This is a genomic window from Mycobacterium sp. PTI7, from assembly GCF_056679845.1.
Map to the genome: position 1 here is coordinate 4,964,058 of NZ_CM155252.1, position 26,504 is coordinate 4,990,561.

Below are 26,504 nucleotides of genomic sequence, written 5' to 3' on the forward strand. Positions count from 1 at the left end.
GCGGGCGAGTGTGCAGGTCGGTAACCTCTGACGGGTGCCTACCGCGATGATCACCGGCGCCTCGGCGGGCCTTGGCAAGGCCATCGCCGCCGCCCTGGCGCCCACCCACACGCTGTTCCTGGCCGGCCGCCCGTCACGGCGCCTCGACGAGGTCGCCGAGCTGTACGGCGCCACCACGTGGCCGATGGACCTGGCCGACACCGAGGACGTGGAGACGGTGGTCGAGGCCATCACCGAACTCGACGTGCTGATCCACAACGCGGGCGTCGCCTACCCGGGCCGCGTGGCCGAGACCGTGCCCGAGCAGTGGCGGGCGACGCTCGAGGTCAACGTCGTCGGACCGGTCGCGTTGACGCTGGCGCTGCTGCCCGCGCTGCGCGCCGCCCGCGGGCACGTCGTGTTCATCAACTCCGGGTCGGGGATCAACGCCTCCCCCGGCCTCGCGTCGTACTCGGCGAGCAAGTTCGCGCTGCGATCGTTCGCGGACTCGCTGCGCGCCGACGAGAAGGACCTGCGGGTCACCTCGATACATCCCGGCCGCATCGACACCGACATGCAGCGCGACCTGATCGCCTATGAGGAGCGTGACTACGTGCCCGAGCAGTTCCTCACCGCCGAGACCGTCGCACAGTCGGTCGCGCAGGCGATCGCGACGCCGCCGGACGGGCACGTCCACGAAGTGATCATCCGGCCGCGATGACCATCGACGTCCACGAGGCCTCGATCGCCGCGCTCCGCGACGCGCTGGACACCGGCCGGACGAGCGCGGTCGGGCTGCTCGACGCCTACCTCGCCCGCATCGACGCCTACGACGGCGACCTCAACGCGGTGGTGGTGCGCGACCCCGGCGCCCACGCCGCAGCCGCCGCCTCCGATGCCCGCCGCGCCGCGGGCCGCACCCTCGGTCCGCTCGACGGCATCCCGTACACCGCGAAGGACAGCTACCTGGCCCGCGGGCTGACCGTCGCCGCGGGCAGCCCCGCGTTCGCCGACCTGGTGGCGCAGCACGATGCGTTCGTGATCGACCGGTTGCGCGCCGCCGGCGCCGTGCTGATCGGCCTGACGAACATGCCGCCGATGGCCAACGGCGGCATGCAGCGCGGCGTGTACGGCCGGGCCGAGAGTCCCTACAGCGCCCACCATCTCACCGCGCCGTTCGGTTCGGGCTCGTCGAACGGCTCGGGCACCGCGACCGCGGCGTCCCTGTGCGCGTTCGGGATCGGAGAGGAGACGTGGTCGTCGGGCCGCGGTCCCGCGTCGAACAACGCGCTGTGCGCCTACACCCCGTCGCGCGGCCTGATCTCGACCCGCGGCGGCTGGCCGCTGGTGCCCACCATGGACGTCGTCGTGCCGCAGACCCGGTCGATGGCCGACCTCCTCGAGGTGCTCGACGTCGTGGTCGTCGAGGACCCCGACACCCGCGGCGACTTCTGGCGCGCGCAACCGTGGGTGCAGCTGCCCCGCGTGGACGACGTCCGACCGGCCTCCCTCCGCGACCTGCCCCCGCGGGACCTCACCGGCGTACGGTTCGGCGTCCCGCGGATGTACGTCGGCACCGACTCCGACGCGGGCGTGGGTGCGACGGGCATCGGCGGGCCGACCGGGCGGCGGATCGACACGCGCCCATCGGTTCTCGCGCTGTTCGACGCCGCACGTCGTGACCTCGAGGCGGCCGGCGCCACGGTGGTCGAGGTCGACTTCCCGGTGGTGAGCAACTACGAGGGCGACCGCGCGAGTGCGCCGACGATCGGCACCCGCGGCCTGATCGACCCCGAGTTCCTCAGGCGCGAGATCTGGGACCTGTCGGCGTGGGCGTGGGACGACTTCCTGCGTGCCAACGGCGATCCCGTACTGTCGTCCCTCGCCGACGTGGGCGGCACGATCTTCCCGCACCCGGACGGCGCACTGCCCGACCGGTACACCGGCTTCGACGACGACATCAACGAGTACCCCGCGTTCCTGCGCGAGCACCCGATCGACTCGTTCCTGGCCATCCCCGGTCTCGCCGACGGACTCCGCGGACTGGAGGAGACCCGCCGGGTCGACCTCGAGGAATGGCTCGCCGCAGCGGGTTTGGACGCGGTCGTGTTCCCGGCGGTCGCCGACGTGGGCCCCGCCGACATGGACGTCAACCCGGACTCGGCGGACCTCGGCTGGCGCAACGGCGTGTGGGTGGCCAACGGCAACCTCGCGATCCGCCATCTCGGCATCCCGACCGTCACCGTGCCGATGGGGACGATGGCCGACATCGGCATGCCCGTGGGGCTGACGTTCGCGGGCCGCGCCTACGACGACGTCGCGCTGCTCGGCTACGCCGCCGCGTTCGAGGCCCTCGGCCCGCGCCGCACTCCCCCGCCGCGGACGCCTCCGCTCTAGCGACCTGTGCACGCGCAACCGCGCTCACCGCGGCTGCGGGTGCACGAATCGCGAGTCAGACGACGATGTTCACCAGGCGGCCGGCGACCACGATCAGCTTCTTGGGCGTGGCGCCCGCGAGGAACGCCGCCACCTTCTCGTCGGCCAGCGCGGCGGCCTCCACCGCGTCGGCGTCGGCATCGGCGGCCACCGTGATCCGCCCACGCACCTTGCCGTTGACCTGCACCGGGTACTCGACGGTGTCCTCGACGAGGTAGGCCGGATCGGCGACCGGGAACGGACCGTGTGCCAGCGACGTGTCGTGGCCGAGGCGCTTCCACAGTTCCTCGGCCAGGTGCGGCGCCAGCGGGGCGACCATCAGGACGAGCGGCTCGACGGCCGGACGCGCCGTCACGCCCGCCTTCGTCAGGTGGTTGGTGTACTCGATGAGCTTGGCCGCCGCAGTGTTGTTGCGCAGCGCCGCATAGTCTTCCGCGACCCCGGCGATGGTGCGGTGCAGCAGCCGCAACGTCTCGTCGTCGACGGCCTCGTGGTCGGCGACCTTCTCGACGCCGGTCTCCTCGTCCACCACCACGCGCCACACGCGCTGCAGGAAGCGGTACGCGCCGACGACGTCCTTGGTGGCCCACGGCCGCGACGCCTCCAGCGGACCCATCGACATCTCGTAGACGCGCAGGGTGTCGGCGCCGTAGCCGTCGCAGATCTCGTCGGGCGACACGGAGTTCTTCAGGCTCTTGCCGATCTTGCCGAACTCCTGGAACACCTGCACTTCTTCAACGTCCCCCCCGCGCTCCTCCGGGTAGAAGAACCTGCCGTCGCGCTCGATCACCTTCGACGCCTCGACGTACGAGCCCCGCGAATCGGTGTACGCGAACGCCTGGATGTACCCCTGGTTGACCAGCCGGCGGTACGGCTCACGCGAGCTGACGTGCCCGAGGTCGTGGAGCACCTTGTGCCAGAACCGCGAGTACAGCAGGTGCAGCACCGCGTGTTCGACGCCACCGACGTACAGGTCGACGCCGCCGGGATCGCTCGCGCCGTGCTCGGCGGGCCGCGGGCCCATCCAGTACGCCTCGTTCTCCTTGTCGCAGAACGTCTCCGAGTTGTGCGGGTCTGCGTAGCGCAACTCGTACCAGGAGCTGCCCGCCCACTGCGGCATGACGTTGGTGTCGCGGGTGTAGGGCTTCAGGCCGTCGCCCAGGTCGAGTTCGACGTTCACCCAGTCGGTCGCCTTGCCCAGCGGGGGTGACGGCTCGCTGTCGGCGTCGTCTGGATCGAACTGCACGGGCGCGTAGTCGGGGATGTCCGGGAGTTCCACCGGCAGCGCGGCGTTGGGCAGCGGGTGAGCACGGCCGTCGGCGTCGTAGACGATCGGGAACGGCTCGCCCCAGTAGCGCTGACGCGCGAACAACCAGTCCCGCAGCTTGTATTCGATGCGGGCCCGTCCGCGGCCCTCGGCCTCCAGCCGGTTGATCACGGCCTCCTTGGCCGACGCGATGCTCAGGCCGTCGAGGTCGCCGGAGTTCACGATCGTCCCGTCACCGGTGTACGCCGCCTCGGTGACGTCGCCGCCGGAGATGACCTCCACGACCGGCAGACCGAACGCGCGCGCGAACTCCCAGTCGCGGGGGTCGTGACCGGGGACCGCCATGATCGCGCCGGTGCCGTAGCCGGCCAGCACGTAGTCGGCGATGAAGACCGGAACGCGTTGCCCGTTCACCGGATTGGTGGCGTGCGCGCCGGTGAAGACGCCGGTCTTGGTCTTGTTCTCCTGGCGCTCGAGGTCGGACTTGGCCGCGATGGCGGTGCGGTAGGTCGCGACGGCCTCGGCGGGCGTCGCCGCGTCGTAGGTCCAGCGCTCGTCGGTACGGTCGGGCCACTGCTCCGCCACCAGCGCGTCGACCAGGTGGTGCTCCGGCGCCAGCACCATGTACGTGGCGCCGTACAGCGTGTCGGGGCGGGTGGTGAACACGTCGATGTCGCCGGCATCGGTGGCGAACCGGACCTCGGCACCGGTGGAGCGCCCGATCCAGTTGCGCTGCATCGCCTTGACCTTGTCCGGCCAGTCCAGGACGTCGAGGTCCTCCAGCAGCCGATCGGAGTAGGCGGTGATGCGCATCATCCACTGGCGCAGACGCTTCCGGAACACCGGGAAGTTGCCGCGGTCGCTGCGGCCCTCCGAGGTGACCTCCTCGTTGGCCAGCACGGTGCCCAGACCCGGGCACCAGTTGACCATCGAGTCGGCCCTGTACACCAGGCGGAAGGAGTCGACGACGTCGCGCCGCTCGCCCTCGGACAGCTCGGACCAGGACCGGCCGTCGTCCAGTGGCCTTGCACCCGAATCGAACTCGGCGATCAGCTCGTCGATCGGACGGGCCTTCTGGACGGCCGGGTCGAACCAGGCGTTGAAGATCTGCAGGAAGATCCACTGCGTCCACTCGTAGAAGTCGACGTCGGTGGTGGAGAAGCTGCGCCGGGCGTCGTGGCCCAGCCCCAGGCGGCCGAGCTGGCGACGGAAGTTGACGATGTTCGCCTCGGTGCGGGTGCGCGGATGCGTGCCCGTCTGCACCGCGTACTGCTCGGCGGGCAGACCGAACGCGTCGAAGCCCAGCGCGTGCAGCACGTTGCGCCCGGTCATCCGGAAGTAGCGGGCGTAGACGTCGGTGGCGATGTAGCCCAGCGGGTGCCCGACGTGCAGTCCCTCGCCCGAGGGGTACGGGAACATGTCCTGCACGAACATCTTGTCCGCGGGTACCGCGGACCCGTCGGTCGGGGCCAACGAGCCGACCGGATTGGGCACGTGGAACGTGCCGCGCTCGGCCCAGGCCTCCTGCCACTGCTGCTCGATCACCCCTGCGAGGTCCGCGTTGTAGCGGTGCTTGGGGGTGTCCGAGGCGTCGACGGGCAGGTCAGTCACGGTGAACAGGGTAGTCATCGCCGGCCGCCGCGGGCCCACGAGTACCCCCGCACGTGCCGGGAGCGGGCATCGGCCGGCCCGGCTTGGTATCGGTTCCGTTGCAGACCGGTGAGGGGTCGGTTGCAGGTGGGTTCCGGCCGTAGAGCCCGGGCCTCGGACGCGGTTATGGTCGGCGCCTGACCAGCGTCGGATCGCGCGTGACGAGCGCGGCCGACGCACCGTTTTTTCGGAAGGACCGCCACGAGATGTTCTCCAATGCCCGCCGTTGGGGGCTCGTCACGGGAGGTGTCGCCGTAGGCGTCGCCGGCGTGCTCGGCTTCGCAGGCACCACCGCCTCGGCCGAACCCAGCCTCCCGATCCCCCCGCAGCCCGCCCCCGCCACCGTCACCCAGACGGTCACCGTGCAGGCAGGCGTCCCCGCGGCACCCGCCGCCGCCGGCATCTCCCCCGTGGTGGCCGCCCAGGGCCCGGCTGCGACGGGCCTCGCAGGGACCGTCCCCGCACCGGCCCTGCCGGTCGCGCCCCCGGTGCCGACCATCACGCCCGCCACGTCGGGCACCATCGCCGACTTCCTGCGGTCCAAGAACGTGGCGATGGAACCGCAGGTGAGCAACGGCTTCACCGCGCTCAACATCGTGCTGCCGCTGCCGCAGGGCTGGAGCCACGTGCCCGACCCCAACGTGCCCGACGCCTTCGCCGTGATCGCCGACCGCCTCGGCGGCGACGGCCTCTACACCTCCAACGCCGCGCTGACGGTCTACAAGCTGGTCGGCGACTTCGACCCCAAGGAAGCGATCAGCCACGGCTTCATCGACAACCAGCAGCTGCCCGCCTGGCGCTCCACCGACGGCTCGCTCGCGGACTTCGGCGGCATGCCGTCGTCGGTCATCGAGGGCACCTACCGGCAGAACAACATGACGCTCAACACGTCGCGGCGCAACGTCATCGCCCAGTCCGGCCCCGACCGCTACCTGGTGTCGCTGTCGGTGACCACGAGCGCTCAGGTGACGGTGGCGGCGGGCAACGCGACGGACGCCATCGTCAACGGCTTCCGCGTCACCTCACCCGACGCGCCGCCCGTACCGCCCGCGCCGGCCCCGGTCCTCCCGGCGCCCGCCGCGGTCCCGAGCTAGCAGCGGCCGTCCCCGGATGTGACGATCCGGGGGCGGGGCTCGTATTGTCGACGGCGTGATGATCGCCGCGGTGCTGTGCCTGTGCGCGGCCGTCGTGGTCGCCGGTGCAGGCCTCTGGTTGCTGTCGCGTCCCCGCACGGGTGACGTGGTCACCCAGGTGCTGCGGGCCGTCGCACCCACCCAGCTGGCCGGGGCCGTGATGCTCGCCGCGGGCGGTGCGGCCGCACTCGCCGGGGCGTCGGTGCTGCTGCTGGTGATCTGCGCGGTCGGTGCCGTGGGCACCATCGGCGCGGGGTGCTACCAGGCCGCCCGGTCGGTGGCGCGCCTCGAGGCGGCCCAACCCGCAGGCGGCGGCTGCGGCAGTGGCGGTGCCTGCGCGTCGTGCACGCTGTCCTGCGACGCGGGCTAGTTCCGGCTGACGTCGATCGGGTGCGTCGCCAGCATCGACAGCGGCAGCGGCTGGCGCCGCAGCACCCGTGACCACAGGTCGACGCGCGGCTCCACCTGCACGTCGGCCGGCAGCGCCGACAGCACGATCCAGTCGTCGCGCTCGATCTCGCCCTCCAGCTGACCGATGGTCCAGCCCGAGTACCCGGCGTAGATCCGCAGGCCCTCGACCACCGCGGCGATCGAATCGGGGTCGATGTCGAGGTCGACCATCGCGATGCGGCCCTGGACGGGTCGCAGCCCGGGCACCTTGTTGGCGTCCATGCCCACCCGCAGCGTCGCCAGGCACAGCGCGGCGTCCCGCTTGACCGGTCCGCCGACGAACATCGTCTTCGGCTTCGACGCCAACTTGGTCCACTGCGGGAGGACGTTGTAGACCGGCGTCTCGCTCGGCCGGTTCAGCACCACGCCGAGGGTGCCGCCGTCGTTGTGCTCGACGACGTAGATGACGCTGCGACGGAACGTCGGCTCCAGCAGGTCGGTGTTCGCCAGCAACAACGTCCCTGCCCGGACCCGCTGCGCCGCAGGCGCGAGGTAGTCGTCCGGATCGTCTGACTGCGCCACCCGCCCATCATGTCACCAGGGGCCGTCACCGGAGGCGAACATCCACGGCGTCGCCACCGAGTGTCCGCGACGTTTGTAGGGTGGATCTGGTCGCCGATCGCCGGTCGAACAATCGTCGTGTCCCACGGATCGGAACCGGAAGTGTCAGGAATGCAGAGTCGCCCGGGTAGGCACGTGGCCCTCCTGCGGTCGCTTCGCGTCCTCCCGGAGTTCAAGCGCCTCCTCGAACTGCGGGTGGTCAGCCAGTTCGGCGACGGCCTGTTCCAGGCGGCCCTGGCCGGAGCGCTGCTGTTCAACCCCGAGCGCGCCGCCAGCGCATCCGCGATCGCGGGTGCCTTCGCGGTGCTCTTCCTGCCCTATTCGCTGCTTGGCCCGTTCGCCGGCGCGCTGCTGGACCGCTGGGACCGGCGGCTGGTGATGGTGGGTGCGAACTCGGTGCGGCTGCTGCTGATGCTGGCGGTCGCCACGCTGCTGGCCTTCGGAGCCGGCGACCTCGCCATCCTGTGCGGCGCGCTGGTCGTCAACGGGTTCACGCGGTTCGTCTCGTCGGGCCTGTCCGCGGCGCTGCCGCACGTCGTCCCGCGCGAACAGGTCGTGACCATGAACTCGGTCGCGACGGCGGCGGGCGCGGTCGCCACCTTCGCCGGGGCCAACTTCATGCTGCTACCGCGATGGCTGTTCGGATCCGGCGACACCGGCGCCTCGGTGATCATCTTCAGCGCCGCCGTGCCGGTCGCGCTGGCGCTGTGGTTCTCCATCCGGTTCAAGCCGCACGCACTCGGACCCGACGACAGCGGCCGCGCCGTGCACGGATCGGTCGCGTACGTGGTCGCGACGGGCTGGGGCTACGGCCTGCGCACCGTCGCCGCGGTGCCGACGGTGGCGGCCACCCTCACCGGCCTGGCGTCGCACCGCGTCGTCTTCGGCATCAACACCCTGCTGGTGCTCATCCTGGTCCGGCACAGCGGGACGACCGACGTCGCAGGGTTCGGCACCGTGGTGCTGTTCGTGGCGGCGACGGGCCTGGGCTCGTTCCTGGCGACGCTGCTGACGCCGACCGTGGTGGGCCGGTGGGGGCGGTTCGCGACGGCGAGCTGGGCGCTCGGCGCCGCGGCCGTGGTGCAGCTCGCCGGCGCCGGACTGCACCTACCCGTGATGACGGTCTGCGGCTTCCTGCTCGGCGCGCTCGGACAGGTGGTCAAGCTGTGCGCCGACACCGCCATGCAGATCGACGTCGACGACGCCCTGCGCGGACACGTGTTCACCGTGCAGGACTCGCTGTTCTGGGTGTCGTTCATCGGCGCCATCAGCGCCGCCGCCACCGTGATCCCCGACGACGGGGACTCGCCGGGCCTCGCGATCGCCGGCGCCGTGGTCTACGTGCTCGGCCTGATCGGGCACCTGACCATCAGCAGGCGAGCGCGACCCGCCGCACCGCCCGTCTAGGGTGACGCCATGGCCGACGCCCTGACGAGCACCGTCGCCGACCTGCGGGCCGAGAGCGACGAACTGGACGACATCGTCGCCGGACTGTCCGACGAGGGCTGGCACACCCCGACACCCGCAGCCGGCTGGACCGTCGCCCACCAGATCGCGCACCTGCTGTGGACCGACCGGGTCGCGGTGGTCTCGGTGACCGACGAGGCCGGGTTCACCGACCTGCTGACCGAGGCCGCCCAGAACCCGACCGGTTTCGTCGACGCGGGCGCCGAGGAACTGGCCGCCATGCCACCGGCCGAGCTGCTCGCCGACTGGCGCGCCACCCGACGCACCCTGCACGACCAGCTTCCGCTCGTCGAGTCCGGCCGCAAGCTGCCGTGGTTCGGACCGCCGATGAGCGCCACCTCGATGGCGACCGCACGTCTGATGGAGACCTGGGCGCACGGCCTCGACGTGGCCGACGCCGTCGGCGTACGGCGCCCGCCGACCGCCCGGCTGAAGTCGATCGCACACATCGGCGTGCGCACCCGCGACTTCGCGTTCACCGTGCACGGCCTCACTCCGCCGCAGGTTCCGTTTCACGTGGAACTGAACGCTCCCGACGGCGACACCTGGTCGTGGGGGCCCGACGACGCCGAGCAGCGCGTCACCGGCTCGGCCGAGGACTTCTGCATGCTGGTGACCCAGCGTCGTCCGCCGGTCGACCTCGACGTGACCGCCGTCGGCGACGACGCCGCACGGTGGCTGACCATCGCGCAGGCGTTCGCGGGTCCGCCCGGGGCCGGGCGCTAGGGCGCTCGCCGTCAACTAGGGCGAGCCGGCCGAATCCGCCGCGCCGTCGCCATCGGAGTCCGACAGCCTGACGTCCCACCGCCCGTCGCCGTCGGCGTCCACGAAGGCCTCGGAGCCGGCGACCGCACGGTCGGCGAGCCCGTCCCGGTCGCCGTCGAGCACGCGGTCGTCGGTGGCGCCGTCGCCGTCGAAGTCCACCAGCGGCCCACCCACCGACTCGGCGCCGTCCAGCGCGAACCACCGCAGTTGGGCTCCCCGCTCGGCGCTCACCGCCCAGGTGCCGGAACCGTCGTCGGTGAAGCGCCGCTCGCCGTCGACCCCGGCGTCGAGCACCGCGTGGTCCACGACGCCGTCGCCATCGAGGTCGGCGAGCGCGTCGTCGACCAGGCCGTCGCCGTCGAAGTCCAGGCCGAACGCGTCCATCGCGCCGTCCCCGTCGACGTCGAGTCCGGGGTCGACCGTCCACATGGTCGCCGAGCCGTCACCGTCACCCAGGCAGTAGTCCATGCAAGTTAGGACGCGCCGCTAGCTCCTGGCGTTCCACCACCGGTGAAGTTCGGCCACCGCCTCGTCGTGATCGAGCGGCCCGCGGTCCAGCCGCAGCTCCTTGAGGTGGTTCCACGCCTGGCCGACGAGCGGCCCCGCCGGGATGCCGAGGATCCGCATGATCTCGTTGCCGTCGAGGTCCGGACGGACCCGCGCGAGGTCCTCGCTGGCGGCCAGGTCGGCGATCCGGTGCTCGAGGTCGTCGTAGTTGGCCTGCAACCGCGCCGCGCGCCGCTTGTTGCGGGTGGTGCAGTCCGCGCGCACCAGCTTGTGCAGCCGGTTCAGTAGCGGGCCGGCGTCGGTGACGTACCGGCGCACCGCGGAATCGGTCCACTTCCCGGAGCCGTTGCCGTCGGCGTACCCGTGGAAGCGCAGGTGCAGGTACACCAGCTGGGAGACGTCGTCGACCATCTGCTTGCTGTACTTCAACGCGCGCATCCGCTTGCGCGCCAGCTTGGCCCCGACCACCTCGTGGTGGTGGAAGCTGACGCCGCCGTCGGGCTCGTGGCGCCGGGTGCCCGGCTTGCCGATGTCGTGCAGCAGCGCCGCCCACCGCAACACCAGGTCCGGGGACCCGCCGGGCTCCTCGAGGTCGATCGCCTGCCGCAGCACCGTCAGCGAGTGCTGGTAGACGTCCTTGTGCTGATGGTGCTCGTCGATGGCCATCCGCATGTCGCCGACCTCGGGCAGGACGACGGCGCCCAGTCCGGTCTCGACCATCAGGTCCAGGCCCGCGGTGGGATCGGCACCGAGCAGCAGCTTGTCGAGTTCGGCGGCGACCCGCTCCGCGGTGATCCGACCGAGCTGATCGGCCATCCGCTCCATCGCGTCGCGCACCCGGGGTGCCACCGTGAACTCCAGCTGCGAGACGAAGCGCGCCGCCCGCAGCATCCGCAGCGGATCGTCGCCGAACGACACCTCCGGCGCCGACGGGGTGTCGAGCACCCGGTCGCGCGCCGCGGTGAGCCCGTTCAGCGGGTCGTGGAACGCGCCGATCCCGGCAGTGGTGAGTTCGATCGCCATCGCGTTGACGGTGAAGTCGCGCCGGACGAGGTCGTCGTCGAGGCGCTCCCCGAACTCGACCGTCGGATTGCGCGACACCTGGTCGTAGCTGTCGGCGCGGAACGTGGTGATCTCGATGCGGTGCTCGCCCTTGGTGGCGCCGATCGTGCCGAAGTCGATGCCGGTGTCCCACAGCCCGTCGGCCCAGCGCCGGATGGTCTTCTGGATGTCGGCGGGGCGGGCACTCGTGGTGAAGTCGAGGTCGGTGACCTGCCGGTCGAGGACCGCGTCCCGGACGCTGCCGCCCACCAGGTACAGCTCGTGACCCGCCTCGGCGAACAGCGTGCCCAACTCGGTGAGCAGGGGCCCGTGGGGCGCCAACGCGCGCATCGCGGCGGCCAGCAGCGCGGCATCGGCGCTTACGTCGTTCGGCACGTGCGATGAGCTTAGTGCCTCGCGGGCGGCCCACCGAGCGAGCGCGCAGCGTAACGACTGGGCATCAGCCAGGCACCAACGGCGAGTGGCGGGAGGGTGGAAGGCAGGTGGCAACTACTATCGCTTGGGTGTCGGAGGGCGAACGGGCCAAACCGCGACGGCGCCGGGGAAGGCGCCGCGGCCGACGCTCGGCAGGGCCGCCCGAGGCCGGCACCCCCGGCGACGTGACGACACCCACGTCCGACACCCCCACGCCCAGGCCCCCGATCCGCGCCGTGCCCTCCCCCACGCCCGCATCCGTACCGACGCCGATCCCCTCCCCTGCCGGCCACCGCAACGCCCCGCGCCGCCCGCCCGAGCGGCTCCGCACGGTCCACGAGACGTCGGCGGGCGGCCTCGTCATCGACGGCATCGACGGCCCGAAGGAGCGCCAGGTCGCGGCGCTGATCGGCCGCATCGACCGGCGCGGCCGCATGCTGTGGTCACTGCCCAAGGGCCACATCGAGATGGGTGAGACCGCCGAGCAGACCGCGATCCGCGAAGTCGCCGAGGAGACCGGCATCGAGGGCAGCGTGCTCGCCGCGCTGGGCAGCATCGACTACTGGTTCGTCACCGAGGGCCGGCGCGTGCACAAGACGGTGCACCACTACCTCATGCGATTCCTCGGCGGAGAGCTGTCCGACGAGGACATGGAGGTCACCGAGGTCGCCTGGGTGCCGCTGCGCGACCTCCCCTCCCGACTGGCCTACGCCGACGAGCGCAAGCTCGCCAAGGTCGCCGGCGAACTGATCGACAAGCTGCACACCGACGGACCGGGATCCCTGCCGCCGCTGCCGCGGACCGCACCGCGGCGCCGACCGCAGACCCACTCGCACACCCGCCGTCGACCCGACGACGCCTCGCAGCAGCCGCGCACGGCGGACCGAGGCGACGCCACCCCCGCCGTCGAGCGGGGCGACCGCGGGAAGATGCGGCCCGGTCGGCGGGCGAACGGCTGCGGCCAGAGCCCATGACTCCGCCGTTCCGGGCGAGGTCCCGGGAGGCGAACCCGGCCGCTCGATCCCGCACGGCGCGCGCCGCCGTCGCCCGCCTCGTGGCCGCGCTCGTCATGCTCACCCTGGTGTGCGCGCCCGCCCTGCTGCCGCACGCCGCCGCCGGTGAACCCGGCACCACCCAGTTCCTCAAGATCAGCGTCGACGGCGTCACGCCCGAGATCGTCGACACGGCCAGCGGTCCACTCGTCACGGTCACCGGCCGGGTGGCCAACGTCGGCGACCGCGCGGTGCGCGACGTGGTGGTGCGCCTCGAACACGCCGACGCGGTGTCCACCTCCGCGGGCCTGCGCACCAACCTCGCCGGCAGCGGTGACCAATACCAGCCGGTGGCCGACTTCATCACCGTCGCACCGGAACTCAACCAGGGCGAGAGCGTCCCGTTCACGCTCACCTACCCGCTGCGCTCGGCCGCGGGCCCGTCGCTGCGGATCGCGCAGCCCGGCGTGTACCCCGTGCTCGTCAACGTCAACGGCACCCCCGACTACGGCGCTCCGGCCCGACTCGACGACGCCCGCTTCCTGCTGCCGGTCCTCGGCGTGCCGCCCGACCCGTCGGCCGAACCCGCCGATCCGGTGTCGGCCGTGGTGCCCCCCGACACGTCGCGACCGGTCCAGGTGACCATGCTCTGGCCGCTCGCCGACCGGCCGCGGCTGGCCGCGGGCGTCCCCGGCGGCACCACCCCCGTGCGGCTCGTCGACGACGACCTCGCCGCGTCGCTGAGCGCCGGCGGCCGTCTCGACACCCTGCTCGGAGCCGCCGACTTCGCGACCAGCCCACCCGTCGACCCCGACGGCAGGGTGCGGGCCGCAACGTGTCTGGCCGTGGACCCCGACCTGCTGGTCACGGTCAACGCGATGACCGCGGGCTACGTGGTGGTCGACACCCCCGACGCGGGAATCGCCGGAGCCACCGTGCCGGGCACCGGTCAGGAGGCCGCCGTCAACTGGCTGGGCCGGCTCCGGACACTGGCCGAGCGGATGTGCGTGACGACGTCGACGTACGCGCAGGCCGACCTCACCGCACTGCAGCGGGTCGGCGACCCGGGCCTCGCCGCGATCGCGACCACCGAGGCGGCCGACGTGGTCGACCAGATCCTCGGCGTGCAGTCCGTGCGCGGGGCGACGCTCCTCGGTGACGGTCCGCTGACCGGCCCGGCGGTGCGGCTGCTGTCCGCTCGGGGGCCGACGGTCGCGGTGGCCGCGCCGCAGTACGTCGCGCAGGACTCGGCCTCGGGCGAGCAACCGGACGCCGACCTCGCACCGCGCCGGTACGGACCGCAGGTGGTCACGGCGCCGTTCGACCCGACGGTCGGCGCCGCCCTGGCCGGCGTCGGTCCCAAGCCCGCGTCGCCGTCGTACCTCGATGCATCCCTCGAGGTCCCGCTGCAGCACGACTCGCTGATCGCCCGCCGCCAGGACGCGCTAGCCGCGATGCTGTGGCGCGGCCTGAGCCCGGCGGCCGGCCCGCGCACCGAGATCCTGATGCCGCCGCTGACGTGGGACCTGCAGCCCGACGACGCCGGCGCGCTGCTGTCCGCGCTCAGCACGTCGATCCGCGCCGGACTCACCGCACCGCGGCCGTTCGCCGCCGCGATCGCCGACACCCTGAACACCGCCCCCGCCGCCGATGATTCGCTGCCGCCCGACGGCCTCGGCAACCCGCGGTCGCAGATCAGTGGCGCCCTGACCGGCGACATCTCGGGTGCCACCGCACGGCTGTGGGGGCTGACGTCGGCGCTCACCACCGACGAGCGCACCGGCCTGACGGGGACGCAGTACACCGCGCCGCTGCGCGAGGACATGCTGCGGGCGCTCAGCCAGTCGGTGCCGCCCGACGCCCGCAACGGGCTCGGCGAGCAGCGGGTGCGCCGCGCCGCCACCACCATCGACGACCTGTTCGGCGCGGTGTCGATCGTCAACCCCGGCGGCTCCTACACCCTCGCGACCGAGCGCAGCCCGCTGCCGCTGGCGCTGCGCAACGACCTGCCCGTCCCCATCCGCGTGCGGCTCGACGTCGACGCCCCACCCGGCATGACGGTCACCGACATGGGCGAGATCGAGTTGCCGCCCGGATATCTGCCGCTGCGCGTGCCGATCGAGGTGCACTTCACCCAGCGGGTGGCGGTCGACGTGGCGCTGCGCACCGTCGACGGCCTCGAGCTCGGCGAGCCCGTGCGCCTGTCGGTCCACTCCAACGCCTACGGCAAGGTGCTGTTCTTCATCACGCTGACGGCGGGCGCCATCCTGTTCCTGCTCGTCGGCCGACGCCTGTGGCACCGGTTCCGCGGCCAGCCCGACGTCGCCGACCTCGACCGTCCGGGACGCGCGGACGCCGACCCCGCGTTCGCCGAGCCGAAACGGCTGGGTGCCGGGTCCGATCCGCTCGACGTCGCCATCAAGCACGCCCCGGGCGACGAGTGAGCGCGCCCCGGCGGTCACCCGCGCCGCCGCGGCAACGGATTCCGCGCGGCCCCGCCCCCCGCAGGCGCGCCGGTCAGGCCGCACCGACCACCGTCCGCAAGGAACTCTCCGACGCCGCGGTGGTGTCGCGGTCGTGGGGCATGGCGCTCGCGACGCTGGTCAGCCGCATCACGGGGTTCATTCGGATCGTGCTGCTCGCGGCGATTCTCGGTGCGGCACTGTCGAGTTCGTTCACCATCGCCAACCAGCTGCCGAACATGATCGCCGCGCTGGTGCTGGAGGCGACCTTCACCGCCATCTTCGTGCCCGTCCTGGCCCGCGCGGAACGCGACGACGCCGACGGCGGCACGTCGTTCGTACGTCGGCTGGTCACGCTCGCCACGGCGCTGCTGCTGATCGCCACGCTCATCTCCGTGATCGCGGCGCCCGTACTCGTCCGGCTGATGCTGGGCGACGATCCTCAGGTGAACCGGTCGCTCACCACGGCCTTCGCCTACCTGCTGCTGCCGCAGGTGATCTTCTACGGGTTGTCGTCGGTGTTCATGGCAATCCTCAACACCCGCAACGTCTTCGGACCGCCGGCGTGGGCACCGGTCGTCAACAACGTCGTCGCGATCGCCACGCTCGGCCTGTACGTCATCGTGCCCGGCGAACTGTCCCTGAACCCCGTCGAGATGGGCAACGCCAAGCTGCTGGTGCTCGGCATCGGCACCACCCTCGGCGTCTTCGCCCAGACCGCGGTCCTGCTCGTCGCCATCCGCAGGGAGCGCATCAGCCTGCGCCCGCTCTGGGGCGTCGACGACCGGCTCAAGCAGTTCGGGACGATGGCGTCGGCCATGGTGCTGTACGTCCTGATCAGCCAGATCGGGCTCATCGTCGGCAACCAGATCGCCGCGCACGCAGCGGCTTCCGGCCCGGCCATCTACAACTACACCTGGCTCGTGCTGATGCTGCCGTTCGGCATGATCGGCGTGACGGTGCTGACCGTCGTGATGCCGCGGCTGTCCCGCAACGCCGCAGCGGACGACACCCCGGCGGTGCTCGCCGACCTGTCCCTGGCCACGCGTCTGACGATGGTGACGATGATCCCGGTGGTCGCGTTCATGACCGTCGGCGGTCCGGCGATCGGCAGCGCGCTGTTCGCGTACGGCAACTTCGGGTCGACCGACGCCGGCTACCTCGGCATGGCCATCACCCTGTCGGCGTTCACGCTGATCCCCTACTCACTGGTGCTGCTGCAGCTGCGGGTGTTCTACGCGCGCGAGCAGGCGTGGACGCCGATCAGCGTGATCCTCGTCATCACGGCCGTGAAGATCGCGGCCTCGCTGGCCGCACCGCACCTGACCGACGACCCCGACCTGGTGGCCGGATACCTGGGGCTCGCCAACGGCCTGGGCTTCATCGCGGGCGCCACGGTCGGGCACGTGCTACTGCGCAACAAGCTCAACCCCGCCGACGGCCGGCTCATCGGGCTACCGGTGATCCGAACGATCCTGGTCACCATCGCGGCCTCGATGGGCGCCGGACTGCTCGCGCACGTCGTCGATCAGCTCCTCGGGCTGGAGTCGCTGACCGACGGCCACGGCGGCGCAGGCTCGCTGCTGCGACTGGTGGTGCTGGGGTTGATCATGCTCCCGATCATCGCGGGCGTGCTGCTGGCGGCGAAGGTGCCCGAGGCGCAGTCCGCCGCCGCCTTCGTGCGCCGCCGCCTCGGTCGCGGAACCCCTGCCCCGGCGGCGCCCGCGAGCCCCGCGCCACTGGCCGTCCGGCCGGGATCTAACGCTCCCGTCACGTACTCTGAGCACAGAAATCAACCCCGCCCGCCGTACCCACCCGGGCCGGTGACGCGAGGCGCCCCTCCGGTATGGCCCACCGGAGGCCGACCTTGGCAGGGACCCCTGAAAGGACCAGCGGTGACCGACGAATCCACCCGTGGTTCCGCGGACGGTGTCGACGCCGGCGCGACCACTCGCATCCCGCGCCCGTCCGCCGACGACTTCGAACCCGACGTGGCGACCGATCTGCCCCCGGTCTCGGGTCGCCCGCCCGCCGACTACGGCGGCGACCCCACCCGCGAGGCGCTGTCGTTCGGCATGCTGAACGAGCCGCCGATCGAAGCCGCGACCGACGACGAGGAAGTGCACCTGATCCCCGGCGCCACCATCGCCGCCGGGCGCTACCGGCTGCTGGTGTTCCACGGCGGGCCGCCGCACCTGCAGTTCTGGCACGCCCTCGACACGGCCCTCGACCGGCAGGTCGCGCTGACCTTCGTCGACCCCGAGGCCACCCTGCCCGACGAGGAACTCCAGGAGATCCTGGCGCGCACGCTGAAGCTGAGCCGCCTCGAGATGCCCGGTGTCGCACGGGTTCTCGACGTGGTGCACACCGGCTCCGGCGGCCTGGTGGTCGCCGAGTGGATCCGTGGCGGGTCGCTGGCCGAGGTCGCCGAGACCGCACCGTCGGCGATCGGTGGCGCACGCGCCATCCAGTCGCTGGCCGCCGCCGCCGAGGCCGCCCACCGGGAGGGCGTCGCCCTGTCGATCGACCATCCCGGCCGCGTGCGCGTCAGCATCGACGGTGACGTCGCACTGGCGTTCCCCGCGACCATGCCCGAGGCGACGCCCGAGGACGACATCCGCGGCATCGGCGCCGCGCTGTACGCACTCCTGGTCGACCGCTGGCCGCTGCCCGAGACCGGCGTCGCGAGCGGAATGGCCGCGGCCGAAAAGGATTCGGGTGGTCATCCCGTGGAACCGCGGTCCGTCGATCGCGACATCCCGTTCCAGATCTCGGCCGCGGCCGCACGCGCGGTGCAGGAGAACGGCGGCATCCGCACCGCGGGCACGCTGCTCAACCTGCTGCAGCAGGCGACCGCCGTCGCCGACCGCACCGAGCTGATCACCCCCGTCGACGCCCCCGAGGACGAGGGCACCCCCCGAGCGCGGCGGCCGCGCGGTGACGGCGACCCGGAGACCCGCACCCGTCGGCGCAAGGGCCTCGTCATCGGCATCAGCGTCGGCGCGGTCATCGTGATCGTCGCGCTCGCCGCGCTGGCGATCGGTCTGCGCGGGCTGTTCGGCGACGTGGGCGGCCCCCTCGACCGGCAGGAGCTGGGGCTCAACGCACCCGGCAGCGAGTCCGCGCCCGCGAACACCGGAGTGGTGAAACCCGTTCGTGCGACGGTGTTCTCGCCCGGCGGCGAGGCGGACAACCCGGCCGATGCGCCGCTGGCCATCGACGGCAACCCGGCCACCGCCTGGCCCACCGACACCTACAGCGACCCGGCGCCGTTCCCGTCGTTCAAGAACGGCGTCGGTCTGCTGCTGCAGCTCCCCCAGCCGACCACGCTGGCATCGGTGACCTTGACGCTCAACAGCACCGGCACGTCGATCCAGATCCGGTCCGCGCAGACGGCCAACCCGACGACGCTGGACGACACCACGGAGCTGAGCCCGCCCACCCCCATGAAGACGGGGTCCAACACCATCGACATCGCCGACGCGGCGCCCACGTCGAACGTGCTGGTGTGGATCACCACCCTGGGCTCCGTCAACGGCGACAGCGAGACCGCACTGTCGGACATCACGCTCACGGCGGCGTCCTGACCGTCATCCCCAGCGCCTGAACCGCGCCGGCACGGCGTCCGGCCTGGTCAGGGGGCAGAACCGCGCGCCGCCGAAACTGGTGTCGGGAGGGCCCTCCGCGTCTGCTTAGGGTGTGGCTGTGAGCACCTTCGCAGGCGTTGCCGACGGCGACCGGTCCGATGCGGAACTGCTCGCTGCGCACGTGGCGGGCGATCGGCACGCGTTCGCCACGCTGTTCCACCGGCATCGCCGTCAGCTGTACCGGCTCGCGCAGCTCACCAGTCACAACCCCGACGACGCCGCGGACGCATTGCAGGACGCCCTGTTGAAGGCGCACCGCAACGCGCCGACGTTCCGGCACGACTCCTCGGTGAGCAGCTGGCTGTACCGCATCGTCGTCAACGCCTGCCTGGATCGTCTGCGCCGCAACAAGTCCCACCCCACGGTGCCGTTGGCGGACGACGTGCACCCGGCGACCGATCCGACGTCGGTGCTGGACACCGCGCTGATGATCGAAAGGGCGCTGCTGCGGTTACCCGTCGACCAACGCGCGGCGATCGTGGCCGTCGACATGCACGGCTACTCGATCGCGGAGACCGCCCGACTGCTCGGGGTGCCGGAGGGCACCGTCAAGAGCCGCTGCGCCCGGGGCAGGGCAAAGCTGGCGGAGTCCCTGCGCCCCCTGGGGCGCGAGGCCGCGGTGGGTCAGTAGCCGCGACCGCCGAAGCCATACCCCGGGCCGCCGTTGACGACCGACGACAGGCACCCGGGGATGTTGCGGCACGCGATGATGGCGCCGGCGCCCGGCGACGCCCCGCGCACCACCGGTGGCTTGTTCGGGATGCCACAGGTCTGGATGTACGGGTTGTACGGCTGGATGAACTGGCTGCACGGCGCTGCGTCGGCAGCGGGTGCGGCGGCGATGCCGGCCGCGGCGGCGAAGGCACCCAGCCCCATCACGGCCGCAGAGCCGATCGTGGCGATCCTTCGATTGAACATCGTGGTGACGACCTCTCCGGGCGGCACGTGACGTTCCGCCTACCCTTCATTGAACGCCGTGCCGCACCCGTGGATTCCGGATTGGACGGGTGATGCACGGCAGGTGTCCAGGAACACGCCGACAGACATGGGAGGACCCGTGACCGAGGACGACGCCGTCGACCGGGTGCGTCGGGAACTCGCCCAGCTGCACCGGGCCGACACCGCCCCCGAGGTGCCGCCCGAGGTGACCGCACGCATCGTCGCGGCCCTGACCTCGGCGCCACCGGTGTCCACCGCATCCGCCGCGCCGGTACCGGGGGCGAGGATCGTCGCCGCCGTCGCCGCCGCGGTGACCGTCGGCCTGCTCGCGGCCGCACGTCGACGCAGGCGTCCGGCACGGTAGACCGGGGTACCCGACACACCAGCACGGCCTGCACACGGGGGAACACCGCACCCTACGCTGGTGTTATACGCGTGCCGGACCGAGACGCTCGGGACGGCTAGACATGACGAGGACGGATATGACTTCAGCTTCCACGGTCCACGACCTGATCATCATCGGTTCCGGACCCGCCGGCTACACCGCAGCGGTGTACGCCGCGCGCGCCCAGCTCAAGCCCATCGTGTTCGAGGGCGTGCAGTTCGGCGGCGCGCTGATGACCACCACCGAGGTCGAGAACTTCCCCGGCTTCAAGGACGGCATCACAGGACCCGAGCTGATGGTCCAGATGCGCGAGCAGGCCGAGCGCTTCGGCGCCGACCTCCGCATGGAGGACGTCGACGAGGTGTCCCTCGACGGCCCGATCAAGACGGTCACCGTCGGCGACGAGACCTTCTCGGCCCACTCGGTGATCCTCGCGATGGGTGCGGCGGCGCGCCACCTGGGCATCCCGGGTGAGCAGGAACGCATCGGCACCGGCGTCAGCACCTGTGCCACCTGCGACGGCTTCTTCTTCCGCGACCAGGACATCGCCGTGGTCGGCGGCGGCGACTCCGCCATGGAGGAGGCCCTCTTCCTGACCCGCTTCGCCAGCCACGTCACGCTGATCCACCGCCGCGACGAGTTCCGCGCCAGCCGCATCATGCTGGACCGCGTCCGCGCGAACGAGAAGATCACGGTGCTGACCAACACGGCGGTGACCCAAGTCGAGGGTGAGCCCAAGGTCACCGGCCTGCGCCTGCAGGACACGGTCACCGGCGAGGAGTCCAAGCTCGCCGTCACCGGCGTCTTCGTGGCCATCGGTCACGACCCCCGGTCGGACCTCGTCCGCGGACAGGTCGAGCTGGACGACGAGGGTTACGTGAGCGTCCAGGGCCGCACGACGGCCACGTCGCTCGACGGCGTCTTCGCCTGCGGCGACCTCGTGGACCACACCTACCGCCAGGCGATCACCGCCGCAGGCAGCGGCTGTTCGGCCGCGATCGACAGCGAGCGGTGGCTCGCCGACCACGAGGTCATCGCCACCGACCAAGAAACCTCCGCACCCGTCTAACAAGGAGATCCCATGAGCGACAACACCAATACGGTGAAGGTGACCGACGATTCCTTCTCGACCGACGTGCTGTCCAGCAGCACCCCGGTCCTGGTGGACTTCTGGGCATCCTGGTGCGGGCCGTGCAAGATGGTCGCCCCCGTACTCGAGGAGATCGCCACCGAGAAGGCCGGCGAGCTGACCGTCGCCAAGATCGACGTCGACGCCAATCCCGCCACCGCGCGGGACTTCCAGGTCGTGTCGATCCCCACGATGATCCTGTTCAAGGACGGCCAGCCGGTGAAGCGGATCGTGGGCGCGAAGGGCAAGGCCGCGCTGCTGCGCGAGCTCGCCGACTAGGAGCGGTCAGACCCCCGCCACGCGGCGCGGCTGGCCTCTTGGTTTCCGGATTTTCGCGGCCGTCTGCGACAATGCTGGCTAGCTGATCTGCGCCGGCCGGCGTGGTTCTGGTCGCGATCCGAGACCGAAGGGCCTGGTTATGTCGAGTCTGCGCCGTGGTGACCGAGGGGGTGCGGTCACCGAGATCCGTGCCGCTCTCTCGGCGCTTGGCCTGGTCGACAGCCCCGACGACGATCTGACGACCGGCAAGCACTTCGCGCTGGACGTCTTCGACGAGGACCTCGACCAGGCCGTCCGCGCCTTCCAGCAGCACCGCGGGCTGCTCGTCGACGGTGTCGTCGGCGAGGCGACCGCCCGGGCCCTGCGGGAGGCGTCCTACCGCCTCGGCGCCCGGACGCTGGCTCACCAGTTCGGCGCGCCGATGTACGGCGACGACGTCGCAACCCTGCAGGCCCGCCTGCAGGACCTCGGCTTCTACACGAACCTGGTCGACGGGCACTTCGGTCTGCAGACGCACAACAGCCTGATGTCCTACCAGCGGGAGTACGGCCTGTACCCCGACGGGATCTGCGGGCCCGAGACGCTGCGCTCGCTGTACTTCCTCGGCTCCCGGGTGACCGGCGGTTCCCCGCACGCGATTCGCGAGGAGGAGCTGGTCCGCCGCTCCGGTCCCCGCCTGTCCGGCAAGCGGGTCATCATCGATCCGGGCCGCGGCGCCGACGATCACGGGCTGATCATCAACGGACCCTCTGGCCCGATCAGCGAGGCCGACATCCTCTGGGATCTGGCGAGCCGTCTCGAAGGCCGCATGACGGCGATCGGCATGGAGACGTTCCTGTCGCGGCCAGTGGCCCGCAGCCCGATCGACGCCGAGCGCGCCAACACCGCCAACACCGTCGGCGCCGACCTGATGATCAGCCTGCGCTGCGCCACCCTGCCCGGCTCGCCCGCCAACGGCGTCGCGTCGTTCTACTTCGGCAACGCGCACGGCTCGGTGTCCACGATCGGCCGCAACCTCGCCGACTTCATTCAGCGGGAAGTGGTGGCGCGCACGGGATTGCGTGACTGCCGCACGCACGGCCGGACGTGGGATCTGCTGCGTCTGACCCGCATGCCCACCGTGCAGGTGGACGTCGGCTACATCAGCAGCCCGCACGACCGGGACCGTCTGGCCTCCCCCGAGATCCGCGACTCCATCGCCGAGGGCATCCTCGCGTCGGTGAAGCGGCTCTACCTGCTGGGCAAGAACGACAGGCCGACGGGCACGTTCACGTTCGCGGAACTCCTCGCGCACGAACTGTCGGTCGAGCAGCAGGCCGCCAACGGCTGACCCGTTCCGTCAGGAACAGGGATTGGCGCCGGCGCCCACGGGCTCCCGCAGCTGCGCCGTCTCCAGCAGTCGCTCGAGGGCAGCCTCGACTCCGGCCTTCCACCCGAGACCCTGCTCGAGTTCGAGCCGCAGGCGCGGGAAGTACTGGTGTTCGGCGACGACCACGAACCCGACGTCGGTGAGGAAGTCCGCGTCGAGGATGCACTGCTCGGTCGAGCAATCCCCCAGAGCCGCGACGACCGCCCGCAACTCGGGCGTCACCTGACTGGGATCCGTGAGGTCGGCGGCGTCGGCGGTGCGGCCGAACGCCTCGAGCGCGCGCACACCGCGGCGCACCAGATCCGCTACGACCGCGGCGACGAGTCCCCGCGGCAGGACGTCGCCGTCGTCACCCGCCTCGACGCCGATCGTCGTCAGTAGGACGGCGTCGGCACTGACCGGTCCGGTCGGAAATAGGCCGGCGCGAGGGACGGCGCGCGGCGGGGCGTAGAAGGCGTAGCCCAGACACGGCGCTTCCGTGTCCGGCTCCGCGTCCTCGCCGGGTCCGCACGGGATCGCGACCTGGCCGCAGGACCCCCACTCGAGCATGACCATCGACAGCCATGCCTCTTTCTCGAACTCGGGATCGGCGAGGTGGTCGTCTCCCGGAAGCGTCGCCGGGTCGACCTCCCAGAACACGCAGCGGCGGGCGTGCTTCGGCAGCTGCTCGAAGCCCTGCAGCCGCAACGGGGCGATGCGCGCGGACACTAGACTCCCCTGCGTTCGGATGACGGCCAGTGATGCCCCTCCAGGATAGGAGACGCCGGAGTGTGCGGCCCGGAGAGCGGTCCGATGCTCACCGCGACGCCGTCCTCAGACCAATCCTTCTGGCGGACAAGGGTTTTCCTCCTGGAGCGGGTCGCGAGCCGGTGATCGGGCGGGTCGAGTGTCACAGTGACGTAATTACGTGGTGTGGCTGGTCATGCCTTCGCATCGTTCATGAGGTCAACTATTCGCTGCAGATCGTCGACCGACCCGAATTCGACCACGATCTTGCCCTTGCGTTTGCCGAGGCTCACCGTGACGCGGGTGTCGAACGCCGACGACAGCCGTTCGGCCACGTCTTGGAGTCCGGGCATCTGGATCGGCTTGCGGCGGGGGTTGGCCGGCGCCTTCTCGTCCTCGCGGTTGGCCAGCGTGACGGCTTCCTCGGTCGCGCGGACCGACAGGCCCTCGGCCACGATGCGCGCCGCGAGCTCCTCCTGCTTCTCGGCACCCGCTTCGAGGGACAGCAGCGCCCGAGCGTGGCCGGCCGACAGCACGCCCGCCGCGACCCGGCGCTGCACCGCGACCGGGAGCCGCATCAACCGGATCATGTTGCTGATCACCGGACGCGAGCGCCCGATCCGCGTGGCCAGTTCCTCGTGGGTGACCCCGAACTCGTCGAGCAACTGCTGGTACGCCGCCGCCTCTTCCAACGGGTTCAGCTGCGCGCGGTGGATGTTCTCGAGCAGCGCGTCGCGCAGCATGTTGTCGTCGGCGGTCTCGCGCACGATCGCGGGCAGCGTCGTCATCCCCGCCTCCTGTGCGGCACGCCACCTCCGCTCCCCCATCACCAACTGGTAGCGCGGACTGCCCTCGACCGACTCGATGGGCCGCACCACGATCGGCTGCATGAGCCCGAATTCGCGGATCGAGTGCACCAGTTCGGCGAGCGCCTCGCCGTCGAACACGGAGCGCGGCTGCTTCGGGTTGGGCTCGATGGCGGCGGGATCGATCTCCCGGTACACCGCGCCGACGTCCTTGCCGGGGTCAACGATGGGTCCACCCGGCGCGCCACCGATCACCACGTCGGCCGCCGCGGACCCCATCCGCAGGTTGCCCTCGGAGCCGTCGGCCGGACCGGTCGGGATGAGCGACGCCAGCCCACGGCCGAGGCCCGTGCGCTTCCGCTGCGGCTGTGTCATTCCCGCTCCTCCGTGTTGGTCCGGGTGTCCGCGCGTTCGGCGATCTCGCGGCTGGCATCCAAGTAGCTCATGGCTCCGCGCGAACCGGGGTCGTAATCGAGGATCGTCATGCCGTAGCCCGGCGCCTCCGACACCTTGACGCTGCGCGGGATGACCGTGCGCAGGACCTTGGGCCCGAAGTGCGAGCGAACGTCCTCGGCGACCTGATCGGCCAGCCGGGTGCGCCCGTCGTACATCGTCAGGATGACGGTGGAGACCTCGAGGCTCTGGTTGAGATGCGCCTTCACCATCTCGATGTTGCGGAGCAACTGGCCCACGCCTTCGAGCGCGTAGTACTCGCACTGGATCGGGATCAGCACCTCGGGTGCGGCCACCAACGCGTTGATGGTCAGCAGCCCCAGCGATGGCGGGCAGTCGATGAAGACGTAGTCGAAGTCGTGCTGCTTGAGGCTCGCGAGCGCGTTGCGAAGCCTCGTCTCGCGGGCCACCATGCTGACCAGTTCGATCTCGGCGCCGGCGAGATCGATCGTCGCCGGCACGCAGTAGAGACGCTCGTTGTGCGGACTCCGGTGCAGCGCCTCCTCCAGGGTGATCTCCCCGATCAGCACCTCGTACGACGACGGCGTGCCTGGGCGGTGCTCGATGCCCAGCGCGGTGCTCGCGTTGCCCTGCGGGTCGAGGTCGATGACGAGTACGTTCAGCCCCTGCAGCGCCATCGCCGCGGCGACGTTCACCGCGGTGGTCGTCTTGCCGACGCCGCCCTTCTGGTTGGCGATCGTGAACACCCGCTGGCGCCGGGGCCGCGGAAGTCCCTGCCCCTTCGCGCGGTGCAGGATCTTCACGGCGCGCTCGGCTTCCTCCCCGATGGGCGTACCCATCGCGGGGTCCTGCCAGTCCGGCTCAGCCGGAGGCAGCCATGTTTCACGTGAAACATTGGCGCCGTCAGCGGCCCGGTCCCCCGGACGTCGAACGGCCGGGCGGTCAGTACGTGTCATTGTTCGCTCCTGTTCGGGCGCGCCATTCGGCTCGTCCGTGATGACCGCGTTCCGCGTCGCGCCACGACCACGGTTGCGGGTGGAGTCAAATAGTTCACGCCACATTTCACCACCCTTACGTCGGCCACACCCAACGAGTTCATGACCCGGCGATGCTCGACGACTTCCTCTTCTGCCCGCTCGCCCTTGATCGCCAGCATCCGTCCCCCGTCGCGGACCAGCGGCAGGCACCACCGTGTCAGCTTGTCCAGCGAGGCGACGGCGCGCGACGTGACGGCATCGATCTGGCCGACCTGCTGCCGCACTGTCTTCTCCTCGGCGCGGCCGCGGACGACCGTCACCTCGAGCCCCAATTCTTGGGTGACCTCCGTCAGGAACTCCGCGCGCCGCAGCAGCGGTTCCACCAGAACGATGCGGGCGGCCGGACGGGCCAAGGCCATCGGGATGCCGGGGAGGCCGGCTCCGCTACCGACGTCGACAACGGTCTCGCCGTCCTCGATGAGTTCGGCCACAGCGGCACTGTTGAGCACGTGCCGCTCCCAGAGCCGGTCGATCTCCTTGGGACCGATCAAGCCACGCTCGATACCGGCACCGGCGAGGACGCGGACGTATCGTTCCGCGTCCTCGAGCCGAGCACCGAAGACCTCGACCGCCTCGGGCGGTGCCGGTGGCGCTTCGCCATGTTTCACGTGAAACATTCCTCCGCCAC

General features: G+C 71.3%; 23 protein-coding genes. 14 read left to right on the forward strand and 9 right to left on the reverse strand.

Features of this window, described 5'->3' with window-relative positions; all coding sequences use genetic code 11:
- Window positions 1–34 precede the first annotated feature (34 nt).
- Together AC1MEY_RS24030 and AC1MEY_RS24035 are read left to right on the forward strand one after the other, a co-directional pair.
- The gene (locus AC1MEY_RS24030; RefSeq protein ID WP_480227873.1) at window positions 35–700 is read left to right on the forward strand and encodes an SDR family oxidoreductase; all 666 of its coding nucleotides are present in this window, start codon (window positions 35–37) and stop codon (window positions 698–700) included.
- Window positions 697–2,376, forward strand: coding sequence for an amidase (locus tag AC1MEY_RS24035; RefSeq protein WP_480227874.1), 1,680 nt, complete (start codon window positions 697–699; stop codon window positions 2,374–2,376). Before AC1MEY_RS24030 ends, AC1MEY_RS24035 begins: the two co-directional genes overlap by 4 nt.
- 55 nt (window positions 2,377–2,431) lie before the next feature.
- Here AC1MEY_RS24035 and leuS read toward each other — a convergent pair whose 3' ends face one another.
- Window positions 2,432–5,311, reverse strand: a complete 2,880-nt coding sequence (leuS, locus tag AC1MEY_RS24040) for a leucine--tRNA ligase (RefSeq protein WP_480227875.1) — start codon at window positions 5,309–5,311, stop codon at window positions 2,432–2,434.
- Between the two features lie 227 nt (window positions 5,312–5,538).
- Between leuS and AC1MEY_RS24045 the strand changes: the two genes are divergently transcribed.
- Together AC1MEY_RS24045 and AC1MEY_RS24050 are read left to right on the forward strand one after the other, a co-directional pair.
- A complete protein-coding gene (locus tag AC1MEY_RS24045) occupies window positions 5,539–6,426 on the forward strand; it encodes an LpqN/LpqT family lipoprotein (RefSeq protein ID WP_480231645.1) in 888 nt (295 codons plus the stop codon).
- 55 nt (window positions 6,427–6,481) lie between these two features.
- Window positions 6,482–6,835 carry a hypothetical protein gene (locus AC1MEY_RS24050; RefSeq protein ID WP_480227876.1) on the forward strand — a complete coding sequence of 118 codons (354 nt, stop codon included), beginning with the start codon at window positions 6,482–6,484 and terminating at the stop codon, window positions 6,833–6,835.
- Here AC1MEY_RS24050 and AC1MEY_RS24055 read toward each other — a convergent pair.
- Window positions 6,832–7,437: a YqgE/AlgH family protein gene (locus tag AC1MEY_RS24055; RefSeq protein ID WP_480227877.1), complete on the reverse strand. Its 606-nt coding sequence runs from the start codon at window positions 7,435–7,437 to the stop codon at window positions 6,832–6,834. The genes AC1MEY_RS24050 and AC1MEY_RS24055 overlap by 4 nt on opposite strands.
- A 150-nt stretch (window positions 7,438–7,587) precedes the next feature.
- Here AC1MEY_RS24055 and AC1MEY_RS24060 point away from each other — a divergent pair, with 150 nt between their 5' ends.
- Window positions 7,588–8,883, forward strand: a complete 1,296-nt coding sequence (locus AC1MEY_RS24060; RefSeq protein WP_480227878.1) for an MFS transporter — start codon at window positions 7,588–7,590, stop codon at window positions 8,881–8,883.
- Between the two features lie 9 nt (window positions 8,884–8,892).
- Complete coding sequence (locus AC1MEY_RS24065; RefSeq protein ID WP_480227879.1) at window positions 8,893–9,669, forward strand: TIGR03084 family metal-binding protein; 777 nt, start codon at window positions 8,893–8,895, stop codon at window positions 9,667–9,669.
- Window positions 9,670–9,684: 15 nt separating this feature from the next.
- Here the strand turns inward: AC1MEY_RS24065 and AC1MEY_RS24070 are convergent, their stop codons facing one another.
- Together AC1MEY_RS24070 and AC1MEY_RS24075 are read right to left on the reverse strand one after the other, a co-directional pair.
- Window positions 9,685–10,176, reverse strand: coding sequence for a pullulanase (locus tag AC1MEY_RS24070; RefSeq protein ID WP_480227880.1), 492 nt, complete (start codon window positions 10,174–10,176; stop codon window positions 9,685–9,687).
- A gap of 18 nt (window positions 10,177–10,194) precedes the next feature.
- Entirely contained in the window at window positions 10,195–11,607 is a 1,413-nt protein-coding gene (locus tag AC1MEY_RS24075) for a CCA tRNA nucleotidyltransferase (protein ID WP_480231646.1), read from the reverse strand.
- A 173-nt stretch (window positions 11,608–11,780) separates the two neighbouring features.
- Between AC1MEY_RS24075 and AC1MEY_RS24080 the strand changes: the two genes are divergently transcribed.
- From AC1MEY_RS24080 to sigM, 4 genes are all read left to right on the forward strand, one after another.
- Entirely contained in the window at window positions 11,781–12,665 is an 885-nt protein-coding gene (locus tag AC1MEY_RS24080; RefSeq protein WP_480227881.1) for an NUDIX hydrolase, read from the forward strand.
- A 95-nt stretch (window positions 12,666–12,760) separates the two neighbouring features.
- Window positions 12,761–15,127 (forward strand): DUF6049 family protein, encoded by a 2,367-nt coding sequence (locus AC1MEY_RS24085; protein WP_480231647.1) that lies wholly within the window; start codon window positions 12,761–12,763, stop codon window positions 15,125–15,127.
- Window positions 15,124–18,732, forward strand: coding sequence for a murein biosynthesis integral membrane protein MurJ (gene murJ, locus AC1MEY_RS24090; RefSeq protein WP_480227882.1), 3,609 nt, complete (start codon window positions 15,124–15,126; stop codon window positions 18,730–18,732). The genes AC1MEY_RS24085 and murJ overlap by 4 nt, the downstream gene beginning before the upstream one ends.
- A 118-nt stretch (window positions 18,733–18,850) precedes the next feature.
- Window positions 18,851–19,423 carry an RNA polymerase sigma factor SigM gene (gene sigM, locus AC1MEY_RS24095; RefSeq protein WP_480227883.1) on the forward strand — a complete coding sequence of 191 codons (573 nt, stop codon included), beginning with the start codon at window positions 18,851–18,853 and terminating at the stop codon, window positions 19,421–19,423.
- On the opposite strand, the gene AC1MEY_RS24100 is transcribed toward sigM, so the two are convergent.
- Entirely contained in the window at window positions 19,417–19,737 is a 321-nt protein-coding gene (locus AC1MEY_RS24100) for a hypothetical protein (RefSeq protein WP_480227884.1), read from the reverse strand. The two genes, sigM and AC1MEY_RS24100, sit on opposite strands and share 7 nt — an antisense overlap.
- A 112-nt stretch (window positions 19,738–19,849) precedes the next feature.
- On the opposite strand from AC1MEY_RS24100, the gene AC1MEY_RS24105 reads away from it, so the two are divergent.
- From AC1MEY_RS24105 to AC1MEY_RS24120, 4 genes are all read left to right on the forward strand, one after another.
- A complete protein-coding gene (locus AC1MEY_RS24105; protein ID WP_480227885.1) occupies window positions 19,850–20,095 on the forward strand; it encodes a hypothetical protein in 246 nt (81 codons plus the stop codon).
- A gap of 118 nt (window positions 20,096–20,213) precedes the next feature.
- Window positions 20,214–21,185 (forward strand): thioredoxin-disulfide reductase, encoded by a 972-nt coding sequence (gene trxB, locus AC1MEY_RS24110; RefSeq protein WP_480227886.1) that lies wholly within the window; start codon window positions 20,214–20,216, stop codon window positions 21,183–21,185.
- Between the two features lie 12 nt (window positions 21,186–21,197).
- Complete coding sequence (gene trxA, locus AC1MEY_RS24115) at window positions 21,198–21,524, forward strand: thioredoxin (protein WP_480227887.1); 327 nt, start codon at window positions 21,198–21,200, stop codon at window positions 21,522–21,524.
- 139 nt (window positions 21,525–21,663) lie between these two features.
- On the forward strand, window positions 21,664–22,854 hold the full coding sequence (locus AC1MEY_RS24120) for an N-acetylmuramoyl-L-alanine amidase (RefSeq protein ID WP_480227888.1): 1,191 nt from the start codon (window positions 21,664–21,666) through the stop codon (window positions 22,852–22,854).
- 9 nt (window positions 22,855–22,863) lie between these two features.
- On the opposite strand, the gene AC1MEY_RS24125 is transcribed toward AC1MEY_RS24120, so the two are convergent.
- The 4 genes from AC1MEY_RS24125 to rsmG all read right to left on the reverse strand — a co-directional run bounded on the left by AC1MEY_RS24125 (window position 22,864) and on the right by rsmG (window position 26,493).
- Window positions 22,864–23,601: an acetyltransferase gene (locus AC1MEY_RS24125; protein WP_480227889.1), complete on the reverse strand. Its 738-nt coding sequence runs from the start codon at window positions 23,599–23,601 to the stop codon at window positions 22,864–22,866.
- A gap of 212 nt (window positions 23,602–23,813) precedes the next feature.
- Window positions 23,814–24,800, reverse strand: coding sequence for a ParB/RepB/Spo0J family partition protein (locus AC1MEY_RS24130; RefSeq protein ID WP_480227890.1), 987 nt, complete (start codon window positions 24,798–24,800; stop codon window positions 23,814–23,816).
- Window positions 24,797–25,795 carry a ParA family protein gene (locus AC1MEY_RS24135; protein ID WP_480227891.1) on the reverse strand — a complete coding sequence of 333 codons (999 nt, stop codon included), beginning with the start codon at window positions 25,793–25,795 and terminating at the stop codon, window positions 24,797–24,799. Before AC1MEY_RS24135 ends, AC1MEY_RS24130 begins: the two co-directional genes overlap by 4 nt.
- Window positions 25,792–26,493: a 16S rRNA (guanine(527)-N(7))-methyltransferase RsmG gene (gene rsmG / locus AC1MEY_RS24140; protein ID WP_480227892.1), complete on the reverse strand. Its 702-nt coding sequence runs from the start codon at window positions 26,491–26,493 to the stop codon at window positions 25,792–25,794. Before rsmG ends, AC1MEY_RS24135 begins: the two co-directional genes overlap by 4 nt.
- Window positions 26,494–26,504: the final 11 nt, after the last annotated feature.

Coding starts and splice junctions, on each gene's coding strand:
- AC1MEY_RS24035 (WP_480227874.1), top strand. CDS start 697: ATGACCATCGACGTCCACGAGGCCTCGATCGCCGCGCTCCGCGACGCG.
- leuS (WP_480227875.1), bottom strand. CDS start 5,311: ATGACTACCCTGTTCACCGTGACTGACCTGCCCGTCGACGCCTCGGAC.
- AC1MEY_RS24045 (WP_480231645.1), top strand. CDS start 5,539: ATGTTCTCCAATGCCCGCCGTTGGGGGCTCGTCACGGGAGGTGTCGCC.
- AC1MEY_RS24060 (WP_480227878.1), top strand. CDS start 7,588: ATGCAGAGTCGCCCGGGTAGGCACGTGGCCCTCCTGCGGTCGCTTCGC.
- AC1MEY_RS24065 (WP_480227879.1), top strand. CDS start 8,893: ATGGCCGACGCCCTGACGAGCACCGTCGCCGACCTGCGGGCCGAGAGC.
- AC1MEY_RS24070 (WP_480227880.1), bottom strand. CDS start 10,176: ATGGACTACTGCCTGGGTGACGGTGACGGCTCGGCGACCATGTGGACG.
- AC1MEY_RS24075 (WP_480231646.1), bottom strand. CDS start 11,607: ATGCGCGCGTTGGCGCCCCACGGGCCCCTGCTCACCGAGTTGGGCACG.
- AC1MEY_RS24085 (WP_480231647.1), top strand. CDS start 12,761: ATGCTCACCCTGGTGTGCGCGCCCGCCCTGCTGCCGCACGCCGCCGCC.
- trxB (WP_480227886.1), top strand. CDS start 20,214: ATGACTTCAGCTTCCACGGTCCACGACCTGATCATCATCGGTTCCGGA.
- trxA (WP_480227887.1), top strand. CDS start 21,198: ATGAGCGACAACACCAATACGGTGAAGGTGACCGACGATTCCTTCTCG.
- AC1MEY_RS24120 (WP_480227888.1), top strand. CDS start 21,664: ATGTCGAGTCTGCGCCGTGGTGACCGAGGGGGTGCGGTCACCGAGATC.
- AC1MEY_RS24130 (WP_480227890.1), bottom strand. CDS start 24,800: ATGACACAGCCGCAGCGGAAGCGCACGGGCCTCGGCCGTGGGCTGGCG.
- AC1MEY_RS24135 (WP_480227891.1), bottom strand. CDS start 25,795: ATGACACGTACTGACCGCCCGGCCGTTCGACGTCCGGGGGACCGGGCC.
- rsmG (WP_480227892.1), bottom strand. CDS start 26,493: ATGTTTCACGTGAAACATGGCGAAGCGCCACCGGCACCGCCCGAGGCG.